General features: G+C 35.6%; 16 protein-coding genes. 1 reads left to right on the top strand and 15 read right to left on the bottom strand.

The annotated features are described in order from the left end of the window. Positions 1–12: 12 nt before the first annotated feature. Together secY2 and FC19_RS09810 are read right to left on the bottom strand one after the other, a co-directional pair. The gene (gene secY2, locus FC19_RS09815) at positions 13–1,248 is read right to left on the bottom strand and encodes an accessory Sec system protein translocase subunit SecY2 (protein ID WP_057876773.1); all 1,236 of its coding nucleotides are present in this window, start codon (positions 1,246–1,248) and stop codon (positions 13–15) included. 27 nt (positions 1,249–1,275) lie between these two features. Further along, positions 1,276–2,286 (bottom strand): sugar transferase, encoded by a 1,011-nt coding sequence (locus FC19_RS09810; protein ID WP_057876772.1) that lies wholly within the window; start codon positions 2,284–2,286, stop codon positions 1,276–1,278. A gap of 504 nt (positions 2,287–2,790) precedes the next feature. On the opposite strand from FC19_RS09810, the gene FC19_RS09805 reads away from it, so the two are divergent. Next, positions 2,791–3,123 carry a bacteriocin immunity protein gene (locus tag FC19_RS09805; RefSeq protein WP_057876771.1) on the top strand — a complete coding sequence of 111 codons (333 nt, stop codon included), beginning with the start codon at positions 2,791–2,793 and terminating at the stop codon, positions 3,121–3,123. A gap of 148 nt (positions 3,124–3,271) precedes the next feature. Here the strand turns inward: FC19_RS09805 and FC19_RS09800 are convergent, their stop codons facing one another. The 13 genes from FC19_RS09800 to FC19_RS09740 all read right to left on the bottom strand — a co-directional run bounded on the left by FC19_RS09800 (position 3,272) and on the right by FC19_RS09740 (position 19,104). Further along, positions 3,272–3,724: a cupin domain-containing protein gene (locus tag FC19_RS09800; RefSeq protein WP_057876770.1), complete on the bottom strand. Its 453-nt coding sequence runs from the start codon at positions 3,722–3,724 to the stop codon at positions 3,272–3,274. Between the two features lie 287 nt (positions 3,725–4,011). Next, complete coding sequence (locus tag FC19_RS09795) at positions 4,012–6,642, bottom strand: glycoside hydrolase family 38 N-terminal domain-containing protein (RefSeq protein WP_057876769.1); 2,631 nt, start codon at positions 6,640–6,642, stop codon at positions 4,012–4,014. 20 nt (positions 6,643–6,662) lie between these two features. Then, positions 6,663–7,700 carry a PTS fructose transporter subunit IIC gene (locus FC19_RS09790; RefSeq protein ID WP_057876768.1) on the bottom strand — a complete coding sequence of 346 codons (1,038 nt, stop codon included), beginning with the start codon at positions 7,698–7,700 and terminating at the stop codon, positions 6,663–6,665. A 3-nt stretch (positions 7,701–7,703) separates the two neighbouring features. Beyond that, positions 7,704–8,018, bottom strand: a complete 315-nt coding sequence (locus FC19_RS09785) for a PTS fructose transporter subunit IIB (RefSeq protein WP_057876767.1) — start codon at positions 8,016–8,018, stop codon at positions 7,704–7,706. A 2-nt stretch (positions 8,019–8,020) separates the two neighbouring features. Then, complete coding sequence (locus tag FC19_RS09780) at positions 8,021–8,485, bottom strand: PTS sugar transporter subunit IIA (RefSeq protein WP_057876766.1); 465 nt, start codon at positions 8,483–8,485, stop codon at positions 8,021–8,023. Positions 8,486–8,500: 15 nt separating this feature from the next. Continuing rightward, positions 8,501–10,366, bottom strand: coding sequence for a BglG family transcription antiterminator (locus FC19_RS09775; RefSeq protein WP_157061314.1), 1,866 nt, complete (start codon positions 10,364–10,366; stop codon positions 8,501–8,503). Between the two features lie 318 nt (positions 10,367–10,684). After that, positions 10,685–12,067, bottom strand: a complete 1,383-nt coding sequence (locus FC19_RS09770) for a TcaA 3rd/4th domain-containing protein (protein ID WP_420805507.1) — start codon at positions 12,065–12,067, stop codon at positions 10,685–10,687. 451 nt (positions 12,068–12,518) lie between these two features. Beyond that, a complete protein-coding gene (locus FC19_RS09765) occupies positions 12,519–13,433 on the bottom strand; it encodes a uroporphyrinogen decarboxylase family protein (RefSeq protein WP_057876764.1) in 915 nt (304 codons plus the stop codon). 158 nt (positions 13,434–13,591) lie between these two features. After that, the gene (locus tag FC19_RS09760; RefSeq protein ID WP_057876763.1) at positions 13,592–14,446 is read right to left on the bottom strand and encodes a transporter substrate-binding domain-containing protein; all 855 of its coding nucleotides are present in this window, start codon (positions 14,444–14,446) and stop codon (positions 13,592–13,594) included. Between the two features lie 17 nt (positions 14,447–14,463). Beyond that, positions 14,464–15,174, bottom strand: coding sequence for an amino acid ABC transporter permease (locus FC19_RS09755; RefSeq protein ID WP_057876762.1), 711 nt, complete (start codon positions 15,172–15,174; stop codon positions 14,464–14,466). 12 nt (positions 15,175–15,186) lie between these two features. Beyond that, entirely contained in the window at positions 15,187–15,858 is a 672-nt protein-coding gene (locus FC19_RS09750) for an amino acid ABC transporter permease (protein ID WP_057876761.1), read from the bottom strand. Between the two features lie 35 nt (positions 15,859–15,893). Next, positions 15,894–16,637, bottom strand: coding sequence for an amino acid ABC transporter ATP-binding protein (locus FC19_RS09745; protein WP_057876760.1), 744 nt, complete (start codon positions 16,635–16,637; stop codon positions 15,894–15,896). Between the two features lie 1,123 nt (positions 16,638–17,760). Then, positions 17,761–19,104 (bottom strand): M20/M25/M40 family metallo-hydrolase, encoded by a 1,344-nt coding sequence (locus FC19_RS09740; protein WP_057876759.1) that lies wholly within the window; start codon positions 19,102–19,104, stop codon positions 17,761–17,763. Between the last annotated feature and the right edge of the window lie 10 nt (positions 19,105–19,114).

Here is a 19,114-nt window from a genome sequence, read left to right as displayed (position 1 = left end):
TCGCTATAAGTTTTAGTCCAACAGCTCCTGATAACTATGCAAGATTTCAATTGCCTTTATCTGCTCTATGACCATCAGCATCATTCCAACCGTCATCATCAAGAATCCTGGCAGCATTAAGATCGCTGAGTAGTTAGGATAGACGACTCCTAGATAGAGCGGGGCTCCAGCAATTAAACTGCTAAAGACTGCTCCCACGAATGAGAGCTGACTAACATGCTTTTGTAAGTAATCCCGCGTAGGTGCTCCCGGACGATAACCGTTAATATAGTCACCACTGTTTCTAAGGTTCTCAGAAATTTTTTCGGAATCGACATTTATCGAGCCAAAAACAAAAGACAATCCAAAAAGTGTAGCGATGTACAATGAAACTCCCCAGTAGGAACTGAGACCGATATTTTGTGAGAGCCAATATAAAATGTTGCTGCTGGAGAAAATACCAGCAAGAACTTGAACCACATAGTTTGGAACCATCAAAATCGATAAACCAAACATTATAGCCATCGCACCACACGGGTTCAGTTTTATTGGCAGGTATGTTTGATTACCGAAACTATTATTAACCAGTATTCGATTAATCTTTATTCTATATTCCGATCTTTCAAACATTATAGAAATAACTATTATAAAAATAGCAATTAGAAAAATACCCAGTGCAATTAACAGCGGATATGGTATTTTTGCCCAGGAATTTTTAAAAACTCTGATAAATGTTTCTTCCATGCTGCCAATCATTCCAAAAAATACGATCAAAACAGAACCGCCTATCCCGAATTCACTGTTTATATTCGCCAACCACACCAAGAAAAATGTGCCGCCACTCATAATAACGACCAATATCGTTAAAACCAGTGGAGTTTTTTCTGTTAAGTTAAAACTAGCTAGCATCCCTAAAGCTTCAATTATTGCTATACCAAGAGTCATTATGTTTTTATAAAAATCTGATTCTCTTTTATTCAATTTATCTAAATTAAAGCGTTTGACCATGACTAAGAGCTGCCAAATAATCATTGCAGACATCCACGGTCCCAAACCAAGTGAAAAAAGAGCAATTTGAGATAGATTTGCACCCGTGGCTCCACCTGATAATACTAAAAGGAAGCTTTGTTTTGAACTTTGGAATATATCATCGTAATTAACAAACGGTAGAGGAATATTCCTGCCGAACATATATATGATTAAAATCAGACCACTCCACAAGCTCTTATTAATAAAAATATGTTTCTTATTTTTTTTAATCCTTAACAATTTTTTTACCTCATAACTTTGCAGCATCTAGAAATCAGTATCATCACGCAAAAGTGCATGCACAGAATCTAACAGTACTTTTTTGGTGAAGTAACCTTTTTTCAAAAGGACCGAAAAACGTTGTACATTCTCTACCATTCTGTGATAATCTTCTGCTGACATTTTTTCTACTTTTTCAATTGCTTCGTCCAAAGAATCTACTATCAGTCCCAAGTTATTGTCCTTGATAAGCTTTTCATTTGAGATTGATGTGGCCACTATCACAGGAATACCTGCTGCTAAGTAAGTACTAAGCTTGTATGAAACGCATAACTCCATATACTTTTTAGTATAGTTTTCCTCCGCCCATACTAATCCAAACCCACCTTGAGATAGTTTTGAAATCAAGTTGGTAGTATGCTGCCAACCTTCAAAAATAATGTTTTTTTCAAGATCATCTGACTTTTCCGCAAATAATCGCAATGCCATATCATATTTCCAATTCTTAACAAAATTAAATTTTTGAGGACTCCCAATAAAATTTATGTACTTTTTAAATGTAGGTTCTTCTAAATACGCTTCCGTTGGATAATCCCAGATATGCTGAATAATAATTTTATCAACCGTCAATCCTTCTTCTTTCAAAAGATCCGCCATTTTACGCGATGGAACAATAATTAAATCTGCTCGATTATACATATCAATTAATTCAGGGAGCAGGTATCTATTAGATTCGAACATCAGGGGAGCAACGTCATTAACAAAAAGTGCAACTTTCACATTCCTATAACCCTTCAATTTGTTTATAAAAATTTTGTCGTACATCATACCATTCCATGTAGGCGATTGAAAAAATACAATATCACCATTTGCAACTCCTGACATAATTCCGTCTATACGTCTGCTTAACTCATTCTCGCTATCCGTATTGACATCATAGAAATAAAGACTAATCTCGTTAAAACCTAATTCTGAAGCAATGCTTGTTGTCATATTCTGTGCAATCATAGCAATACTCTTTGCAGATTGACCATAGAGATTCGTAATATGCAGTCTCAACTTGAATACTTCCCTTCGTCCTATGTATTAAAAACTATTATTATCTTAAAGCTAATTTTCATTTAAAGTTTACTATATTACTCTTTATATTATATCAAACAGTAAGAAAAACCACTAAGCATTTCTAATAATAAGCAAAATACGTTGTCAAATTGACATTTAGTAGAAAAAGGCCAAAAAACATAAGTCTATTATAGAATACATTTATTGCTATTGCGAAATAAAATATTGAAATTCAAATGATAAAAATAGGCAGCTGAATGCTACTCAACTTCAAGCAGCGTTCAATTGCCTAATTTAAAATATTGTTTACTTAGTTCACTTCAGTCTTTCAAAAGCAAAGATCAAAAGGATTCCAAATCTATTATACTTTTATTTTAAGTATTTAAAGCTTTTAAAAAATTGCTGAAATCAAATCAAGAGAGTATATTGGATTTGCAGTATTGCTTTCTAAAAAAAATCACGCACTGAATTTATTAAAAAATTTTAATCAGGAGAATAAAAATGACAGAAGAAAATTCAGAAATACTTTTAAACAAGATGAGTAAAGCCTATATGGATCCTGAGGTTGAAAAAATACCAGAACTCAAAAAAATTTTATTAAAACACGCTTCGGAACTTAATGAAAATATGTCATATATCCAGGTCGTTACTGGTTTATCTAATGAAATTTCAGCCTATTACTTGAAACACCACAGTATTCCTGAAAGTGTTTTAAATGTTTATAATCATATTAAGTCAGAGGTTCGTTCAGGCAAAATAGATGCTGATGAAATGAGGAAACACGCGCTAGCAGCTGGAATATTGTCCTTTCCTATCAACTTTGGTTCGCTTTAAAATCAAAAATAGAACCAATATCCCTTTTGGAATTACTTTTGTTCATGCTCGTATTTTTTTTTAATAACCGAAACAAGCTCTTTTAGAATATACAAAAAACTCTGACAAATGAATTGTCAGAGTTTTTTGCTAGACAGTAACTAGACTTCTATTCGCCAGTTCCTTCTAATGGTCCCTCTTGCTTAATAGCATCTTCTTTAGTTGTTTCTGTAACCCCGTGTTCATGCTTGACTGGTGAATAAATCGAGTAGCATTTCATAACTTTATCGCCAGCATTGATAACATTGTGCCAAGTATTATCTGGAACAACGATAGCTTCTCCAGGATAGACCTCGCGATCAACTGTCAGCTTATTCTTATCTTTGCCCATCTGGACGTGACCAACTCCATCAACTAAATAAATAAACTGATCATTGCCATGGTGAATTTCCATTCCAATATCGCCGCCATGCGGTGGAATTGCCATTAACGTAACTTGAAAATGATCGCCCGTCCATAAAGTTGTTCGATAGTTATCATTTTGTTTGGCAGCCTCTTTCAAATCAACCGCAAATGGCGCTGCACCATAATCTTTTAACTCGATTTTTTCCTTTTGCATCATACATGACCCCTTTCAACTTTCATTATAACACATATAAAGGATTACCTAATAGAATTTTATGGTGCACCAAACAAAAATAATTACTTTCAGGTTAATTGTTGGAATACTTTTAGTTTTTAGAATCTGTTTCTTTAGCATACATATAAGAAAACCGTACTTTTTGCATGTTAAAAAGATGTGTTTCTTGAAATATTGCTTCAACAAACACATCCCATACTACAAGCGCACGTTGCTATATCTCTTAGCATATACATTCTCTGGACTTAATTACACTTCAGCTTTTACCATTACAAATCCAAATCCTTTTTCTTAAAATTTATTGGAACATTGCCTTTGAAGGTTGCATATGAACTTCCGCGTACAATGCTATTTTCTAATATTTCATTTTCTAAAATATCAGTTCTTACAAAACTCTCGGGTATTTTGCCTGCCACATCGATTGATTCACTCAAAGGATTGAATAATCTTATCAGAAATTGTCCATCATCTTTCGATGGATAAACAGCAGATACAATCAATTCACTAGCGATCTTTAATATTGAAATGCTCCTTGGAATATCAGAAACAAGCTCTGTCGGCCATATTTTATTATCCAGCCTATTAGTGAAAAGATTTAATAACTGCTTTTGATAGCTAACACTTTCATCAAAGATCATATTAATATTTTCTGCAAGTACTCGATTCGATTCTTCGAGATCATCTAAGGTCATCCCTATCTCAAAACTCCATTCACCATGTTCCTGTGCCAATGGAGTTGGCATCATGATATGACCTTCATTAGTAGTATCGCCCGAAGCTCTTCCCGGCCGCCAAGCCAGATTGGGTTTTCCCAGCTGACCAGTTGTCGCCAGCAGCGTAATATATAAATACTTTTTGTCGAATTCAAACTCTTTAAGTCCTTTTGGGTATAGGCTGAATGAACAATCACGACTTTTGATATTTAACAACTTATCAAAATTGTATATATTAACCGGTTTTTCATCGAATTTCTCTTCCCACTCTGGGTCAACTTCTAGATTGCTAACGTTTACAAACCCGCCTTGAATACCTGTTTTTACGTTTGCGATATCGCTGTTGGGATTGATCCTGAGTCGTAACCGATGTGAATCAATATTATTATTAAAATTCAATTTAAAGAAGACATTCTTTGAAATTTTATTTATACAGATGGTCAATTCATATTTGAATTCCGTATCCTTTTTACCATCTATTCGTTTTTCAAGAGTCTGGGGGAGTTGTGTCGACCCTTGGAGTATCAACTTTTTAAATAAGCCATCTTCACTAGATCTGCTATCTGTGAAACTTAAAATTTTTTCAATTTCTTCACGCATTGGAGAATAATCATATGTGTCACCATCATTACCGGCCTCTACTAATGCGATAAAGTCATCATACACCGAACCATCGTTAGTGAATCTGACTTTGTTTTCTACAAGTTCAAACTTCATCTTGTCTACTGAAATATTGTGATTACTTTTCGCTTCAACTTCTTCATTATTTTCATTATCTTTTTCAAACTTTAAAACCTTATAGCCGAACGCAGGAATATGAACATCAAGCGTACATTTCAATTCAAAGTATTTCGGTTCATCAAAGTATTCTCGTCCCTTTTCGGTCATCCGCAAAACGTGTTTTCTGACGGGATAATATTTTTCTAAATTGATCACTTGGTGCTTAATCCCTCTAAATTTAATATTTTCACAGCGGGACATCACATTAACTTGTTTAGTACCTTCAAAATCATGCAAATCAGTATTAAAAAGCAAAATTTCATCTTCATTCAAATTGAGAAAATCTGCAATTTTTTTCTTAATAAAATTTTCGATTCCATCAGCCAGTTCATTGGCTTCTTTGAATCTATGGTTGATATCCTCCGCAACATTGTCAGATACACTGCCTCCTAATGAATCATGGGCTTGACATTCAAGTACCTTTTTCCAAAGTAAGTTGAGCATTCCCTTACCTATCTTTATTCCCACACTCTCAGCTATTACCATGAGTGGTTCCACACGCTTTAAAATTTTTTGCTCAATTTCAAAATTTTGTTTTTTGATCGATTGTCGCACAGAACCAATTGTCCGATGAACACGCGCATATGTTGGAAGCCTCAGTTCACCAGAATAATCTGGAAGGTCTTTAGTTTTTAAAATGTCAATGAATTTTTGATAGCTGCTGATACTTGTCGTGTGCTTACTCTTTACATTAATATCTCCAACTGTTTTCGCCATATTATGCACAATATTCATTTGATCAATACCTGATGGCATCAAGATATCATCATTCTCGCCGTGCGTCTTTAAAAAATCAATAGCTGGATCATACCTGTCGTTGACAAAGCTTTCCATTTTTTCTTTTGCATCTATTCCAATTTGTCCAGTAAAATATCCATATGGAAAGTTAGCTGCAATTACAGAATCCTTACTTAATGAATGCCAATTAAAGTATGGGGACACCACTTGTGTGTCAAAATTTGTTCCGCGCCAGAAAACGATACTGTCTATTCCGGCCTGGTTCAGCAGCATGGGCATCTGAGCATTAAACCCGAAAGTATCTGGTAGATATCCGACCATCATTGCTTTCCCATACTTCTCCTTTGCTTCGGTAATACCGATAGTTAGGTTTCTCAAAATCGATTCAGCATCAGGAATTAGTGCATCTGTCTGTGTATACCAAGGCCCGACAAACAAACGATTTTCTTTTACTAGTTTCTTTATTCGGTTTAGTTCTTCAGGATGCGTAGCTACATATTCATTAAGAATGGACGTCTGACCATCTAGACAGAAATTTGCTTCAGCGTGCGTGTCCAATTCATCTAATATTTCTGTAAAAACTTGATCAGCCAGTACTTGAGAATCCATAACTGTGAAATACCATTCTCTATCCCAATGTGTATGGTTTACTATATGAGCTTTTGCCACTTTGTACCTCCTATAAGTTGTTATCTTTCAACGTCAATGTTTTTCTTAGTGAATTTTTTCAAAAAGTTAGCTAGCAATGCGACTGTAAATACACCGACCAAGATCGCGATTGTATATAATATCCAGTTAGATGAAAATGGAATCGCCATTACTGTTGAAAGTGCCGTTTTTTGATAAGTTCCAAATGCACCATTGACCGCGCATCCTAACGATGTTCCCACAATGATACTTGGGATCACTCGTATCGGATCAGCAACGGCAAATGGAATAGTTCCCTCAGTAATACCAACAATTCCCATCACTAAAGCTGATCTGCCGCTTTCAATTTCCTGTTCAGAATACAGTTTTTTTCCACCTAGTAAAGTAGCTACAAACATGCCTAATGGTGGGATTCCAATAGCCATCAGCATCGCAGTACTTGCTTGATAGCCACCAGAAGTAAATGCAGCCATTCCGAATGCGTATGCAATTTTATTGATTGGTCCGCCCATATCAACGGCCATCATTGCCCCCAAGACACCTGCCATTAGAATTGCATTAGCTCCACTCATGCCTTTTAGCCACGCTGTTAAAAAGGTCGTCATAACTTGAATAGGAGCTCCTATTACATATATGAGTAAGAGACCGATTATCAATGTCGCTAAAAACGGAATAATGATCAATGATTTAACAGACTGCAGGTTTGCAGGTAAAGGTATCTTTTTAAGCCATTTTGCAAGATACCCCACCAAGATCCCCACTAACATTCCACCTAAGAAGCCTGTTCCCATATTGGCAGCGATCAAGCCAACAATAAAAGCTGGTGCGAGTCCAGGACGATCTGCAATTGCGAATGCAATATAAGCTGCGATCATCGGGACAATAAAATTCAATCCAGTTTGTCCAAGTAGTCTGATGTTCCCCCAGATAGTGGAGGTCTCATTCCAAACTCCATTTCCACCAAAGATAACCGCAATCGAGGTTAATAACCCAGCGGCAGTAACTAATGGGATCATGTATGAAACGCCCGTTTGAAAGTATGCCGCTAATTTTTTCATTTCCGTCTTAAATCCGGCCATTGTTTATTCTCCTTTCGCTAATCTGGCAGCTGCTTCAATTGTTTCTCTGCCATCCTTTACGACTTTTGATGTCCCAACTTCCAAAATCTTTTTACTGGTGAATCTTTCTTCATTTTGAACTGTTGTATCTACCGCAAAAATGACTACGTCAGCTGCATCGATCTCTGCCTGAGACAGTTCATTTTCAATTCCCATTGCTCCTTGCGTTTCAACCTTGATATCATAGTTCTCTTTTTTGGCGAATTTTTTCAAATTTGCAGCTGCCATATACGTATGTGCAATTCCTGCTATACATGCTGTTACTCCGACTATTTTCATTTTTATTTCCCCTTTTTTTGTAATATTTTTAATATTTCTTTTTTTGAATCCGCTTTCTTTATTGCCCTGACAAAATCATCATCCATCAGTTCACCAGATAAAGTTGCCAGCATCTTCAAATGTTCATCTCCTTTATCCTTGAGTGAAACTGCCATTAAAAAAATACACTTTACACTAGAACCGTCTAATGAGTTCCATTCTAGACCTACATCGTTTTTTGCAAGCAGCATCGTCGTCTGTCTAACGTGTTCACTTTTACTATGGGGGATTGCCATTTCATTTCCGATTCCTGTTGTTGAAGCCTTCTCTCTCTCTAAAACATCCTTTTGAAAATCTAATACATTATCAATATAGCCGTTTTTTTCCAAAACTCGTGCAAGCTTCTGAATTGCATCTAATTGACTTGAGGCCCCCAAATTCAAAACTATATTTTTTTCTGAAATAAATTCGCTTATGTTTTCATTCATTTCTACTACCCTCTTTTATCTAGTTTCAATTTCTTTGAGAACTTCTTCTGAATTTTTTGCCCTTATTATTTTATTGATTTTTCTTTTGTCTGTGACTATTTCATTCAATAATTCATAAAAATCATCAAGATACGGCTTAATATCATCTGTCAGCAACAAGAAAAACAATACCTTTACCTTTTCGTACTCCTTGGATATTCCTTGTTGAGAAACGAAAATGAAGAGAGAAGATTTTTTGACATATTCCTTGTTTGCATGGGGAAGACCTACTTCCTCGTAAAAAGTTGAAGAAAGATTCTCTCTCGCTAAAATAGCTTCTGCGATTCCTTTTTTGGCTAACTTCATTTTAATGGCTTTTTTACTCACAATACTTACCGTGTCTTCAAATGATATTTTTTGATCAATCACTATAACATTTTCGTCTCTAATCAAATCGTGTATGTTGAAAACCTTATTTTGATTCGACAATCTATTCAAGCCGTGCTTTATTTCGTCAATTGCTCTAACATCTAGAAATGGGTTTATAACAATTACTGGAATACTCCTTTCTGAAATATTAATTGTAGAAATTACCAAATCTGCCTTTTTTAGTTCTCGTTCGCTAATGTTTTGATATTCGTTATTTGACAGCACTTCTAAAACTTCTATTTGACTTGAAAAATTCTGCAAGATCCTTTGTTTCAAAAGCTGTGCCGTTCCCATGCCTGAACTACATACGAGATAGATACTAAAAGTTGCCTTTTTTCGTTCAAAGTATGCCTGAAAATGTAGCGCTATATATGACGCTTCGTGCTCATCAAATTTAACATTGTACTTTTCACTAACTAGATCGCTTAACTTCAGTGCCTCCTCATACGCTCTGACAAAATTTTTCTTCACCTCGTCTTTTAAAGGATTTCTAATACTCAAGCCCAGAGCCGTTCTTTTAATTGCCGGTGTGAGATGGAGCACCAATCCATTTAGTAAACTTTGGTCATATTTATCAATGTTCTTCATCAGGAGTTCCGATAACCCAGGATTTGAACTGGTGTTAATACTCTTATTCTTATCAGCTTTCACAGATTGAATGTGAATATCCAAATAGTTTGCTTCAGTATTTGGGATCTTTATTTGAAACTCATTTTCTAACTTATTTATTAAAAATAATGTTTCTTCACAGACCTCTTTTCCTTTGATTTTATTTTGAACTTCTTTTTTTTCACTGATTCTTGATAACGAAATGGCAAGATGGATCACAAGAGATTCTTTTCCGTAGTCAGTGAAGTTTAAATGCGATTCACCTATGAATTCATCTGTAACTCTAAGAATTCTCTCGAATAAGTTTTTATCAATTATATTGGATAATATTTTCTCAGCAAAAACCAGTTCATCGCTTTGGGTGTTCCAAAATTTATACAATAAGTCCGCTGCAAATTTTCTTTTTTGCTTTGATGTTCCCGTGATTTTCAATCCCTCATGACCTTTAGTTTCAAGCTCAATCTCATATTGATCTAATATTGGCTTAATTTTCTGCAATTTCATTTCAATAGCAGTTCTACTCAAAAAATATACGTCAGCTAAATCTTGGATCTTCAAAGGGTGATCAGAAAATGTAAGTTTTGATAATAACGATAATGTGACTTCATCATCCCCAAAGTACATTTTTCTAACAGAATTAATTTTCTTTGTATCGCCTTTAATTTGAATACCTACCCCCCTCTTTCTAGTCAATCTAACTTCGTATTCTTCAAGAAAATCTTCAATATGATTTAAATGATTAGAAATCGTCTTTTTTGAATAACCCGTTTTTTGAGAAATATCCTGATAGTGAACGATTTCTTGCTGTAAAATCAAACTCAGAATTTTTTGATCCTTTGCATCTAAATTCTGTTGACTCTCCATTGAAAATCAGCTCCTCCTTGAATACGTTTTCATTATATTGTATAAATCTTGCCTATCATACTTATAAAAGTAGACTAGCTTTAGTATACCTGAAAAAAATTTAGTTCCGTTATTATTAACGTCTTAAAAAGACATACCAGCCTGCACGCGTGGAATATTGATAAAATTGGACTTATACTCACATTACTAAATTAGTTAAGATCAAATCAATTTAAAAACACGTCACAAAAATGCAGCCTTATAAGATTACTAGTCTTACAAAGGCCGCACTTTTATAACGTACCTACGATAACGGTTACCACTTTACCTATTTTTGTATTACTCGCCATATTCAGTCGCAACAACTTCATTCGTTATAGCATTGCGCAAATGACCGTCAGCATCGATCACAAAAGAACCGACACCAGGGTTATGATCAGGTGAAGCATTCTGTGCTCGCATATTCTCACTGGCGTGGTTTTCGCGAACATTAATTTCTAACAACCCTTCATCATTTTTCTGTTGTTCAAAAATAAAATCGTCCTCAGTGACCGAAAAATCATAATTTGCTTTAAGATGTACAAGAATCCAATCATTAACTTGCTCCGTAGTCAGATTCTTAGTGTCAACTTGTGAATTAGCGTTTGCATCTGTATCAGTCGTATCTGAACTTGAATCTGAACTTGCATTCGCACCCGAATTCGAACTAGCCGCAGATGTCTCATCCCCATCAGATGAAAAATAGAAATGGTGAATCCCATCTTCCAAATCATTGCCTATATCAACCGTCTTGGATTTCTTCTTCGAAGAATCTATTGCGTAGACCTTTAACTTACCTTCAAATGGATAATCGTTGAATTTCATCTGCCCTTCAGCGTTCAAAGTTCCAGCTTTTTTATTATTCAGATAAATTGTTGACCCTGGATCACCATGAAGTGTAAAACTGACTGTTTTTAAATTCAAAACAAGGTTTTTAGAACCGCCATATATAGTTGTAGTTGTACTATTGCTTAGTTTTCTGCCGGAAACGACTTTCATAGCCTTGAAAGTATAATTTCCAGGGAAAATAGGTCCGATCTCCTTGATAGAGTTGCTTTTGCTCGTTTCAGCAACTTTTTTATTATCTTGGAAAAGCTCTACCCCTGAACGATTGATATGCAGCTTAACGTAAGCCCCCTTGATATTCACCTTGTAACGTGGAAAGAATAACAATGCATTGCCGTCCTTTTTAAAGGAATAACTGTTCTTATAGACGGATCCTTGCTTTAAGGCTGTTTTCAACGCTGCTAGCTTCTGTTGGTCCTTTTTGAAATATTTTTGTGTTGGTTTCAAATTTTGATCTGAGATATCATTTTGTAAAGTGGGGTCATCAGTAGTGACATATTTAGCTAGCCCCACACTTGGATTCCCAATGGCCGCTGCTGCTCTATCAAGCTGTTTTTGCGGTTGATAGTAACTATTCAAGCCAAAATATCCACCAGCCAGAACCACTACAATCAACCCGATCAAAACACCCAGCTTTTTGTTGAACGTTTTAGGCGGCTGTTCTGATGTACTGCGCTGATAATTATTCTGTGTATCAACATTTTCAGATGAAGAAGGCCCATCATTCAAATCTTCAGCACCATCTTGTTTATTGTCTGCAGTTGCTTCCAATCTTTGACCACAATTTCGGCAAAAGATCTCCCCCTCTTTGACTTCAGCACCGCATTTGGAACATATTAACTGTTCATCCATCCTTTTTTCCCCTAACATTCATAAATTTAACTCCCTAAATTGACCATCCCATATCTCTAATTAAACCAGAATTCTGTTCAATATGTATAGTAAAATATATTTATTTCACAGATATTTTTATAATTTCTTCTACCTAATAAAGTCCTCTAAAGAAGAATTTACATCGTGAATCTGCACTTTAGATATTGATGTGCACATAACAAACTTCTGTGTCGTTATAGCATCGGTTTTCTTATTATCCATCATCAGACTAAAAAATGAGGTCAACTGACTAACTCAGTTGACCTCGCCCATCACTATAATCTTTTCTCATTGCAAGATCATCCACCAGCTCAACCTCTAACGCTTTATAAGCACTAGTACAATTTGCTGAAAATTTTAGAACAACTGCATACGAGATCGCTAATTTTTTTAACCTACATGCTTTTAAAAATGATTATTTATTTTGTTTCTTCCTCACCAGATAACTGTGTGCCGCTTCGGCAGCCCATCTGATATGTTCAACCGGCGTTTCGCGTGGAACTGTACAGTCAGCGCCAATAATAACTCCCTTTACTCCAGCTTCAGCAATAAGATCATCGATTTCTGCCTGAATCTGTTTTTGATCTCCTTTGAATAAAACGTCATTTGTGGTGTTCCCAAGTCCACCAAAAACCACTTTATCTTTAAAAAGTTTTTTGCCTTGTCCTAGTAAGTAACCATCAATTTTAGTTGCCCAGTTAACGATGGGCAATTTGTAGTCAACAAACCATGGTAAATGGTTTGTCGCTCCATCAAAACCGCAAATGTGAAGAATTCCTGTTTTAAAATATTTATTAATTTCATCAATTAATTCTGTATCTAGCTTTTTTTGTGTCTCATTGAAAAATGATTGTCCAATTCTTTCATCCTGAATTTCTTGAGTACTAAACAATACCCCTTTTACCCCAGCAGCATGTTCTACTTGAATTTGTTTCTTTATATCATCTTTAATAACATTTAACGCGTTTATAACAACTTCTGGACTTTCAGTGTAGAGATCTGCAAAAAGCTTATCCGCCTTACTTAAGTCTTCATCAGGCGAGTCAACTACCAGCGCCCACTTAAACAAAGTGACTGCGGAAAAAACATTGCTGAGCGTAATTGCCGACCCATCCAGATCATTTAGTTGTCTAGATATCAACTTAAATTGGTTTTTTAACCATGGATCATCATCATCGATTGGCTTTATCTTAGCCAAAGATTCTAAATTCTTGGGATCTTTAACGTTACCAAATTTGTAAGTGAAATAACCATCATTCATTAATTTTATAAAATCAGGCTCCACACTCTTCACATACTCGGGTTCTTTCGCAACATCTTCCTCGAACATTCCATTATTCTCAGTTGCTTCTACGTGCTCATTAGGTGTGAAATGATGCCAAACTGAGAATGGTACTTGTTACTCATGTTCATTGTTAAATGCTTTTAGTACTTCTGCTTTTTTCATAAATTTTCGCTCCTAAACAAGATTGTTTAATACATTCGTTCTTATCTGCTTGGCTTAGCATTGAATGCTGTAGCGGCATTTGGTAATTTGAAAGTATCTTCATATAAATACTTTTTAGTGATTTTCTCTAAGTATCCGTTTGCTTTTAGCTTCTTTAAATCTTTATTGATCGCCTTAACTAACTTTTTATTTTGCGAACTCTTGCTTAAAAGGAAGTAACTGTTCTCCAACCCGATTGATTTCGAAGTAGCTAGTTTTTTGCCTTCTGCGGTCTTAGCAACCGGTTTGTAAGCAGCATATGGATAAATTGCTACATCATATTTCCCCGTTGAAACTTGCTTCAAAGCATCCCCTGCAGATTGATCCCCGATCCCTTTCAAATCAATTTTATGTTTAGGATTTTTTTGATTATAAGTTTCAATAACGTTGTAACGAGCATCATCAGTCGAAATTGGAGCTAATTTTAATTTTTTAGTAGCGATATCCTTCAATGAATTGGCTGTTTTACCACTTTTTTTGGTAATTAAGCGTAAATCATCCAATCCCGTTGAAGTAGTATGCAAATATGTCTTAAATCGGTCTTTAGAATACCACCAGTTTGAAACAGCTAAATCATACTTACTAGATTGCAAACCAACAAATACCGAATTTTGCGAGGTAGTACTTTCCGCAAATTTGTATTGTACCAAGTCTTTATCCAATCGTTTTAGTAAAGCACCATAGTACCCACCAATACCGGAATTTTTGGGATATGTATATGGTCGATTATTATTAGGTGCTGCTACATTGATAGTTGTTGCAGCAGACACCTTAGTTGGATAATTCGCTGTTACTAATAATCCAATACCAAGTGCTGAAAAAGCTGTTAAACCTCTTAAAATATTTTTTAATCTCATAATGATATTCCCCTCTATTAAATAGTTTTTTGTGTATGAAAAACATGGTTTCGAGCGATAATTTCACCAATCTGAAATAACTTTGCAAAGATCCAACAAATCACGATATAAATTACTAATGCATCTAAATAGGTCTCAATGTACTTAAAACCAATGGACGATATAATGTTGGCCTCGGCCATGATCTCAACAATTCCGATGTTGTAGACTATAGCCGTGTCTTTAATCAAATCTAAAAATAAATTTGAAAAGTTTGGGATAAAGTTAGCTATCAGCTGAGGAATAACAATGCGCGTCATAGCTCGACTGGGCTTCATTCCAACAGTAACTGCTGCTTCATACTGTCGATGGTCAACAGAATGATACGCTGAGCGAATACTCTCAGAAATATTGGCAGAAGCATTAAGTGAATAAGCCGAGATGGCAATCACCATTGCAGGCAATCCATTAGGATCTGTATTGAATCCCATTCCCTTCAATGCGACCAGCAATTGTGGTAATCCATAGTAGACTACATACATTTGAACAATGATCGGTGTCCCTCGAATAAAAGAAACCAGTGTCGCTACGATCGGATTGAGAATTTTAATTTGACGCTCCCGGACAATTACGATCAATACTGCGATCAAAAAACCAATAACTGTAGCAACTATCGCCAGATAAATCGTTGTTGGTGCCACTGCCAAAATCTTAGGAAATGAACCTAACGCAAAATTTGAATCAAACATGAACACACCTTCTTAAACTGTAACGTATTGATAGTGTTTCCTGAAACGTCGAAAACCCCATTCAATTAATAAAACGACCACCCAATAAATTAGCGCCAATATAACAAAGATTTCCAATTGGTAAACCCCTTGGTTCTGATTAGATAGATCTACCGCCGTACTATACATATCCACAATACCGATCACATAAACTAAAGAAGTTGCCTTTACCAAACCGATCAATAAATTTTCAATATTAGGCAAAGCAATTAAAAATGCCTGTGGCATGATAATTCGCAGAAAAGCCTGTTTAGTATCCATTCCGACGACCAAAGCAGCCTCATACTGCCCAGCATCAACCGATAAGTAGGCTGAGCGAAAGGCCTCAGCTAAATAAGCACTCCAGCCGATCGCTAAACCAGCGATCCCAAATATTAATTTAGCCCAACCATTAATATCGATCCCGACTAATAAAAATAGTTTTGGCAGCCCATAGTATGCTAGTAATAGCATTAATAGAGGTGGAGTTCCACGCACAAGACCGAGATATCCTCGAGCAAATCCATTTGCAATTGGATTCCTACGTAGATATAGCCAAGCTAAGCCCAAACCGATCAAATTAGCAAAAATAAAAGAAAATGCTAATAAGATCAGCGTTGTAGGTAAGCCATGCAACAACGATATAATAACTTTGCTAAGTTTCAATAGATGCTTACCTCCTTATGATTTCAAATGTCTTTTCAATAATCTTCTGCAATTGCTGATAAAAACTGTTGTGTTCTCTCATGCTGCGGATGATCAAAGATTTCATCTGATCGTCCCTCCTCAAGAATTTCACCATCTGAAAAAAAAGCCACTCGACTAGCGACATTCCGAGCAAAAGACATTTGATGAGTAACTACGATCATGGTTTGTCCCTTATCGGCTAGTGTCTTCATATCATGCAAAACCGTCCCAACTAGTTCTGGATCCAGCGCAGAAGTTGGTTCATCAAACAAAACAATGTCTGGATTTAAAACTGTGGCACGTGCAATTCCAATTCTTTGCTGCTGACCACCAGACAATTGAGATGGATAAAAATCTTTTTTCCCCAATAAGCCTACCTGATCAAGAGCCTGACAAGCTAATTCATCAGCCTCAGTCTTACTCTTATTTTGACCGAAAACTAAACCTTCTGAAATGTTTTTCAGAGCGGTTTTATTTTTAAATAAATTATAATTTTGAAACACCATTGCCATATGTCGTCGTGCCCATAAAATTTGTTTTTTAGTAGGCTTAGCTAGATCTATCTGCTGCTCTCTAAACAACATTGATCCTGAATCAGCGGTCTCCAAAAAATTAATGTTTCTCAACAAAGTGGTTTTACCTGACCCAGAAGGTCCAATAATAGCAATCACCTCACCCTTTTCAACAGAAAGATCAATACCCTTTAAAACGTGGTTGTTTTTGAATTGTTTTTTTATGTTCTTAAGTTCTAATAACACAATTTTCCTCCTCTCCTAGCTAATTGTCTGTTCTAAACTAAATTTCAATTTTCGTAAGCAGAGTGACTGTAAGGTGTTGCCAAGGCTACACTAGAGTATTAATACCATTTATATGTCCTTTCCTATAAAAATAAAAAAGCACTTCCCTCCCTTTCTATTACTAGACAAGGACGAAAGTGTTTTTCCGTGGTACCACCTTTATTCGCGCTGATTACAACGCCTCAACAGTACTTATTATGATCATAAATACCTGGAAGATAACGGTTCCTGCCGAGCATTCAGCTAATAATAGCCAAATACCTCTTAGTTTCAAAGCTCATCTTCACTATCTTGAACAATATCTGCTTTCAGCAATACCAGATTCTCTACAAAAGCTCAACAACAGCTACTCTTCTTCTCAAAAGATTATAATAAATTAAATTTTAATTAGTAACACTTTCCATATTTTAATCTTACGAGAATAATCTGTCAAGCTCTAGTTATTTTAAACGTTCTCTTATATAAAAATAAGCTTTTAGGTAACTAATCTTGAAAGCCCACAATTGTGTGGAATATCAAAAAGGCTCAATTCTTTGATAATAAGTAATAAGCTTCGTTAATCTGAGACAAGTTTTGAAACACATCAAATTTTGTGAAGTGACAAAATTCAGAAAAAACTTCAAAATTATTAATATGTCTTTTTAAGATGATCCCAAAAATTTGCATCAATCTTCTGCTGTTTGATTTAAAAAATGAGAAACATGAGAATAGCAATTACCATCTATTGTTAAAAATTTACCAATATATATGAAACGATTACTAAATGCACTTTTTATTTTTTGAAGATCCAGTGTCAATGTTAAATCATCACATTATTTTTTTATAATATTTATTGATTGATAATTTATTATCATAAAAAATCAATACTTATTTAAAATTATTCAAAAAAACATAGTGATGTTTTATAGACAGTATTCCCTTTTTCAGAATGTGAATCCAATTCAACTTTTTATTATTGACCTAACACTGTATGTTAACGAGAAAAAGTAAAATAAAAAGACTAGGTTTCATAATACATAACCTAGTCCATTATTTAGTTCATATACTAACTTTCATACTCTTAAAAGCTAATATACATACCTGACTATTTGATCTCATTACCATAGGCTTCTAAAAGCTCTCCTAAATAAAGAGTTGCCTGTTCATAATCAGAAAGTCTGATATTTTCATTTGGAGCATGGGGACCACTTCCTGCATAGTGAATCCCAACCATTACAATCGGCACAGACAGCTCGTCAACAAATTGTTTTGCAGGGCCGCCGCCAGGCATATTAGGAACTACAACGTAGTTTTGATCACCGTAAACTTCTTTAGCTACGTCTACATTTAACTTTATAAATGGGTCATCTAGCTTTGTTCTAAATGCACGTTCACCTGTATTGTACTTTACTTTGACGTCCTCATAGCCATTCTTAATTAACTGTTTTTGAACAAGTTTAGCTATTTTTTCTGGTTCCTGATTGGGAACAAGTCTGCAGTCCAATTTAGCAACTGCTTTTCTTGGGATTACAGTCTTAGTTCCACTTCCTTCATAACCAGAAGTAAGTCCATTGATCGTCATCGTTGCACTGTTCACTAAGGCTTCCGCTGGATTTTCAGATACAAAAGGCCGCTTTATCCCAAACTCTTTTCTTACTCGTTGCGCATCGAATTTAATGTCCTTGATAGCCTTTTTAGTCGGTTCATCCAATGGAACAACATCATCATAAAAACCGTCTACTAAGATTTCTCCATGGTCACCCTTCAATGAGCTTAAAGCCTGCACTAATCTCCATGCAGCATTGTCTGCATAGCTGGCAAGCGAAGAATGAAGATCACTTTCAGCCGTAGTGACTTCTAGATCAAAACTGGCAATTCCCTTCAAACCACAGGTAATCTGAAATTGCTCACTTTCATTTCTGCCTCCGCCTTCCCAAATACAAACGTCGGCTGCCAATTTGCCGGCATGGGCATGTACGTAAGAATCTACATGCGGACTCCCCAGTTCTTCTTCTCCTTCTATCAGAAACTTAATATTTACAGGCAGGCCGCAATTTTCTTGAAAATATTTGATTAGAGTCAGACGGGATATCAACTCGCCCTTATCATCACAAACTCCGCGTGCAAATAATTTTCCGCCAACAATAGTGGGTTCAAAAGGAGAGGTTTTCCATTCATCTAATGGTTCAGGTGGCTGAACATCATAGTGATTGTAGAAAAGGACCGTTTTAGAAGATTGCCCCTTCAACTCAGCAAAAACAACGGGATTGCCCCCTTGATCATTCCAAACTTCTACCACAGCTCCAAGCTCACTAAAAGTTTTTTCTAGCCATTGAACAGTTTCTTTTATGCCAGTATTTTGAGCAGAAACACTTGGAATTTTGAGGTAATCCGTGAACAAATCCAGTTCACTCTCGGCAAAATTTTTTAGTTTTTGATTTTCAATCAAAAAATCACAC

The sequence above is a fragment of the Liquorilactobacillus aquaticus DSM 21051 genome, assembly GCF_001436755.1.
GTDB classification, from domain to species: Bacteria; Bacillota; Bacilli; order Lactobacillales; family Lactobacillaceae; genus Liquorilactobacillus; species Liquorilactobacillus aquaticus.
The sequence above is the reverse complement of the archived record's forward strand: the minus strand, read 5'-3'. Positions and strand labels throughout refer to the sequence as shown.

Coding starts and splice junctions, on each gene's coding strand:
- FC19_RS09805 (WP_057876771.1), top strand. CDS start 2,791: ATGACAGAAGAAAATTCAGAAATACTTTTAAACAAGATGAGTAAAGCC.
- FC19_RS09800 (WP_057876770.1), bottom strand. CDS start 3,724: ATGATGCAAAAGGAAAAAATCGAGTTAAAAGATTATGGTGCAGCGCCA.
- FC19_RS09790 (WP_057876768.1), bottom strand. CDS start 7,700: ATGGCCGGATTTAAGACGGAAATGAAAAAATTAGCGGCATACTTTCAA.
- FC19_RS09785 (WP_057876767.1), bottom strand. CDS start 8,018: ATGAAAATAGTCGGAGTAACAGCATGTATAGCAGGAATTGCACATACG.
- FC19_RS09780 (WP_057876766.1), bottom strand. CDS start 8,485: ATGAATGAAAACATAAGCGAATTTATTTCAGAAAAAAATATAGTTTTG.
- FC19_RS09775 (WP_157061314.1), bottom strand. CDS start 10,366: ATGGAGAGTCAACAGAATTTAGATGCAAAGGATCAAAAAATTCTGAGT.
- FC19_RS09765 (WP_057876764.1), bottom strand. CDS start 13,433: ATGTTCGAGGAAGATGTTGCGAAAGAACCCGAGTATGTGAAGAGTGTG.
- FC19_RS09760 (WP_057876763.1), bottom strand. CDS start 14,446: ATGAGATTAAAAAATATTTTAAGAGGTTTAACAGCTTTTTCAGCACTT.
- FC19_RS09755 (WP_057876762.1), bottom strand. CDS start 15,174: ATGTTTGATTCAAATTTTGCGTTAGGTTCATTTCCTAAGATTTTGGCA.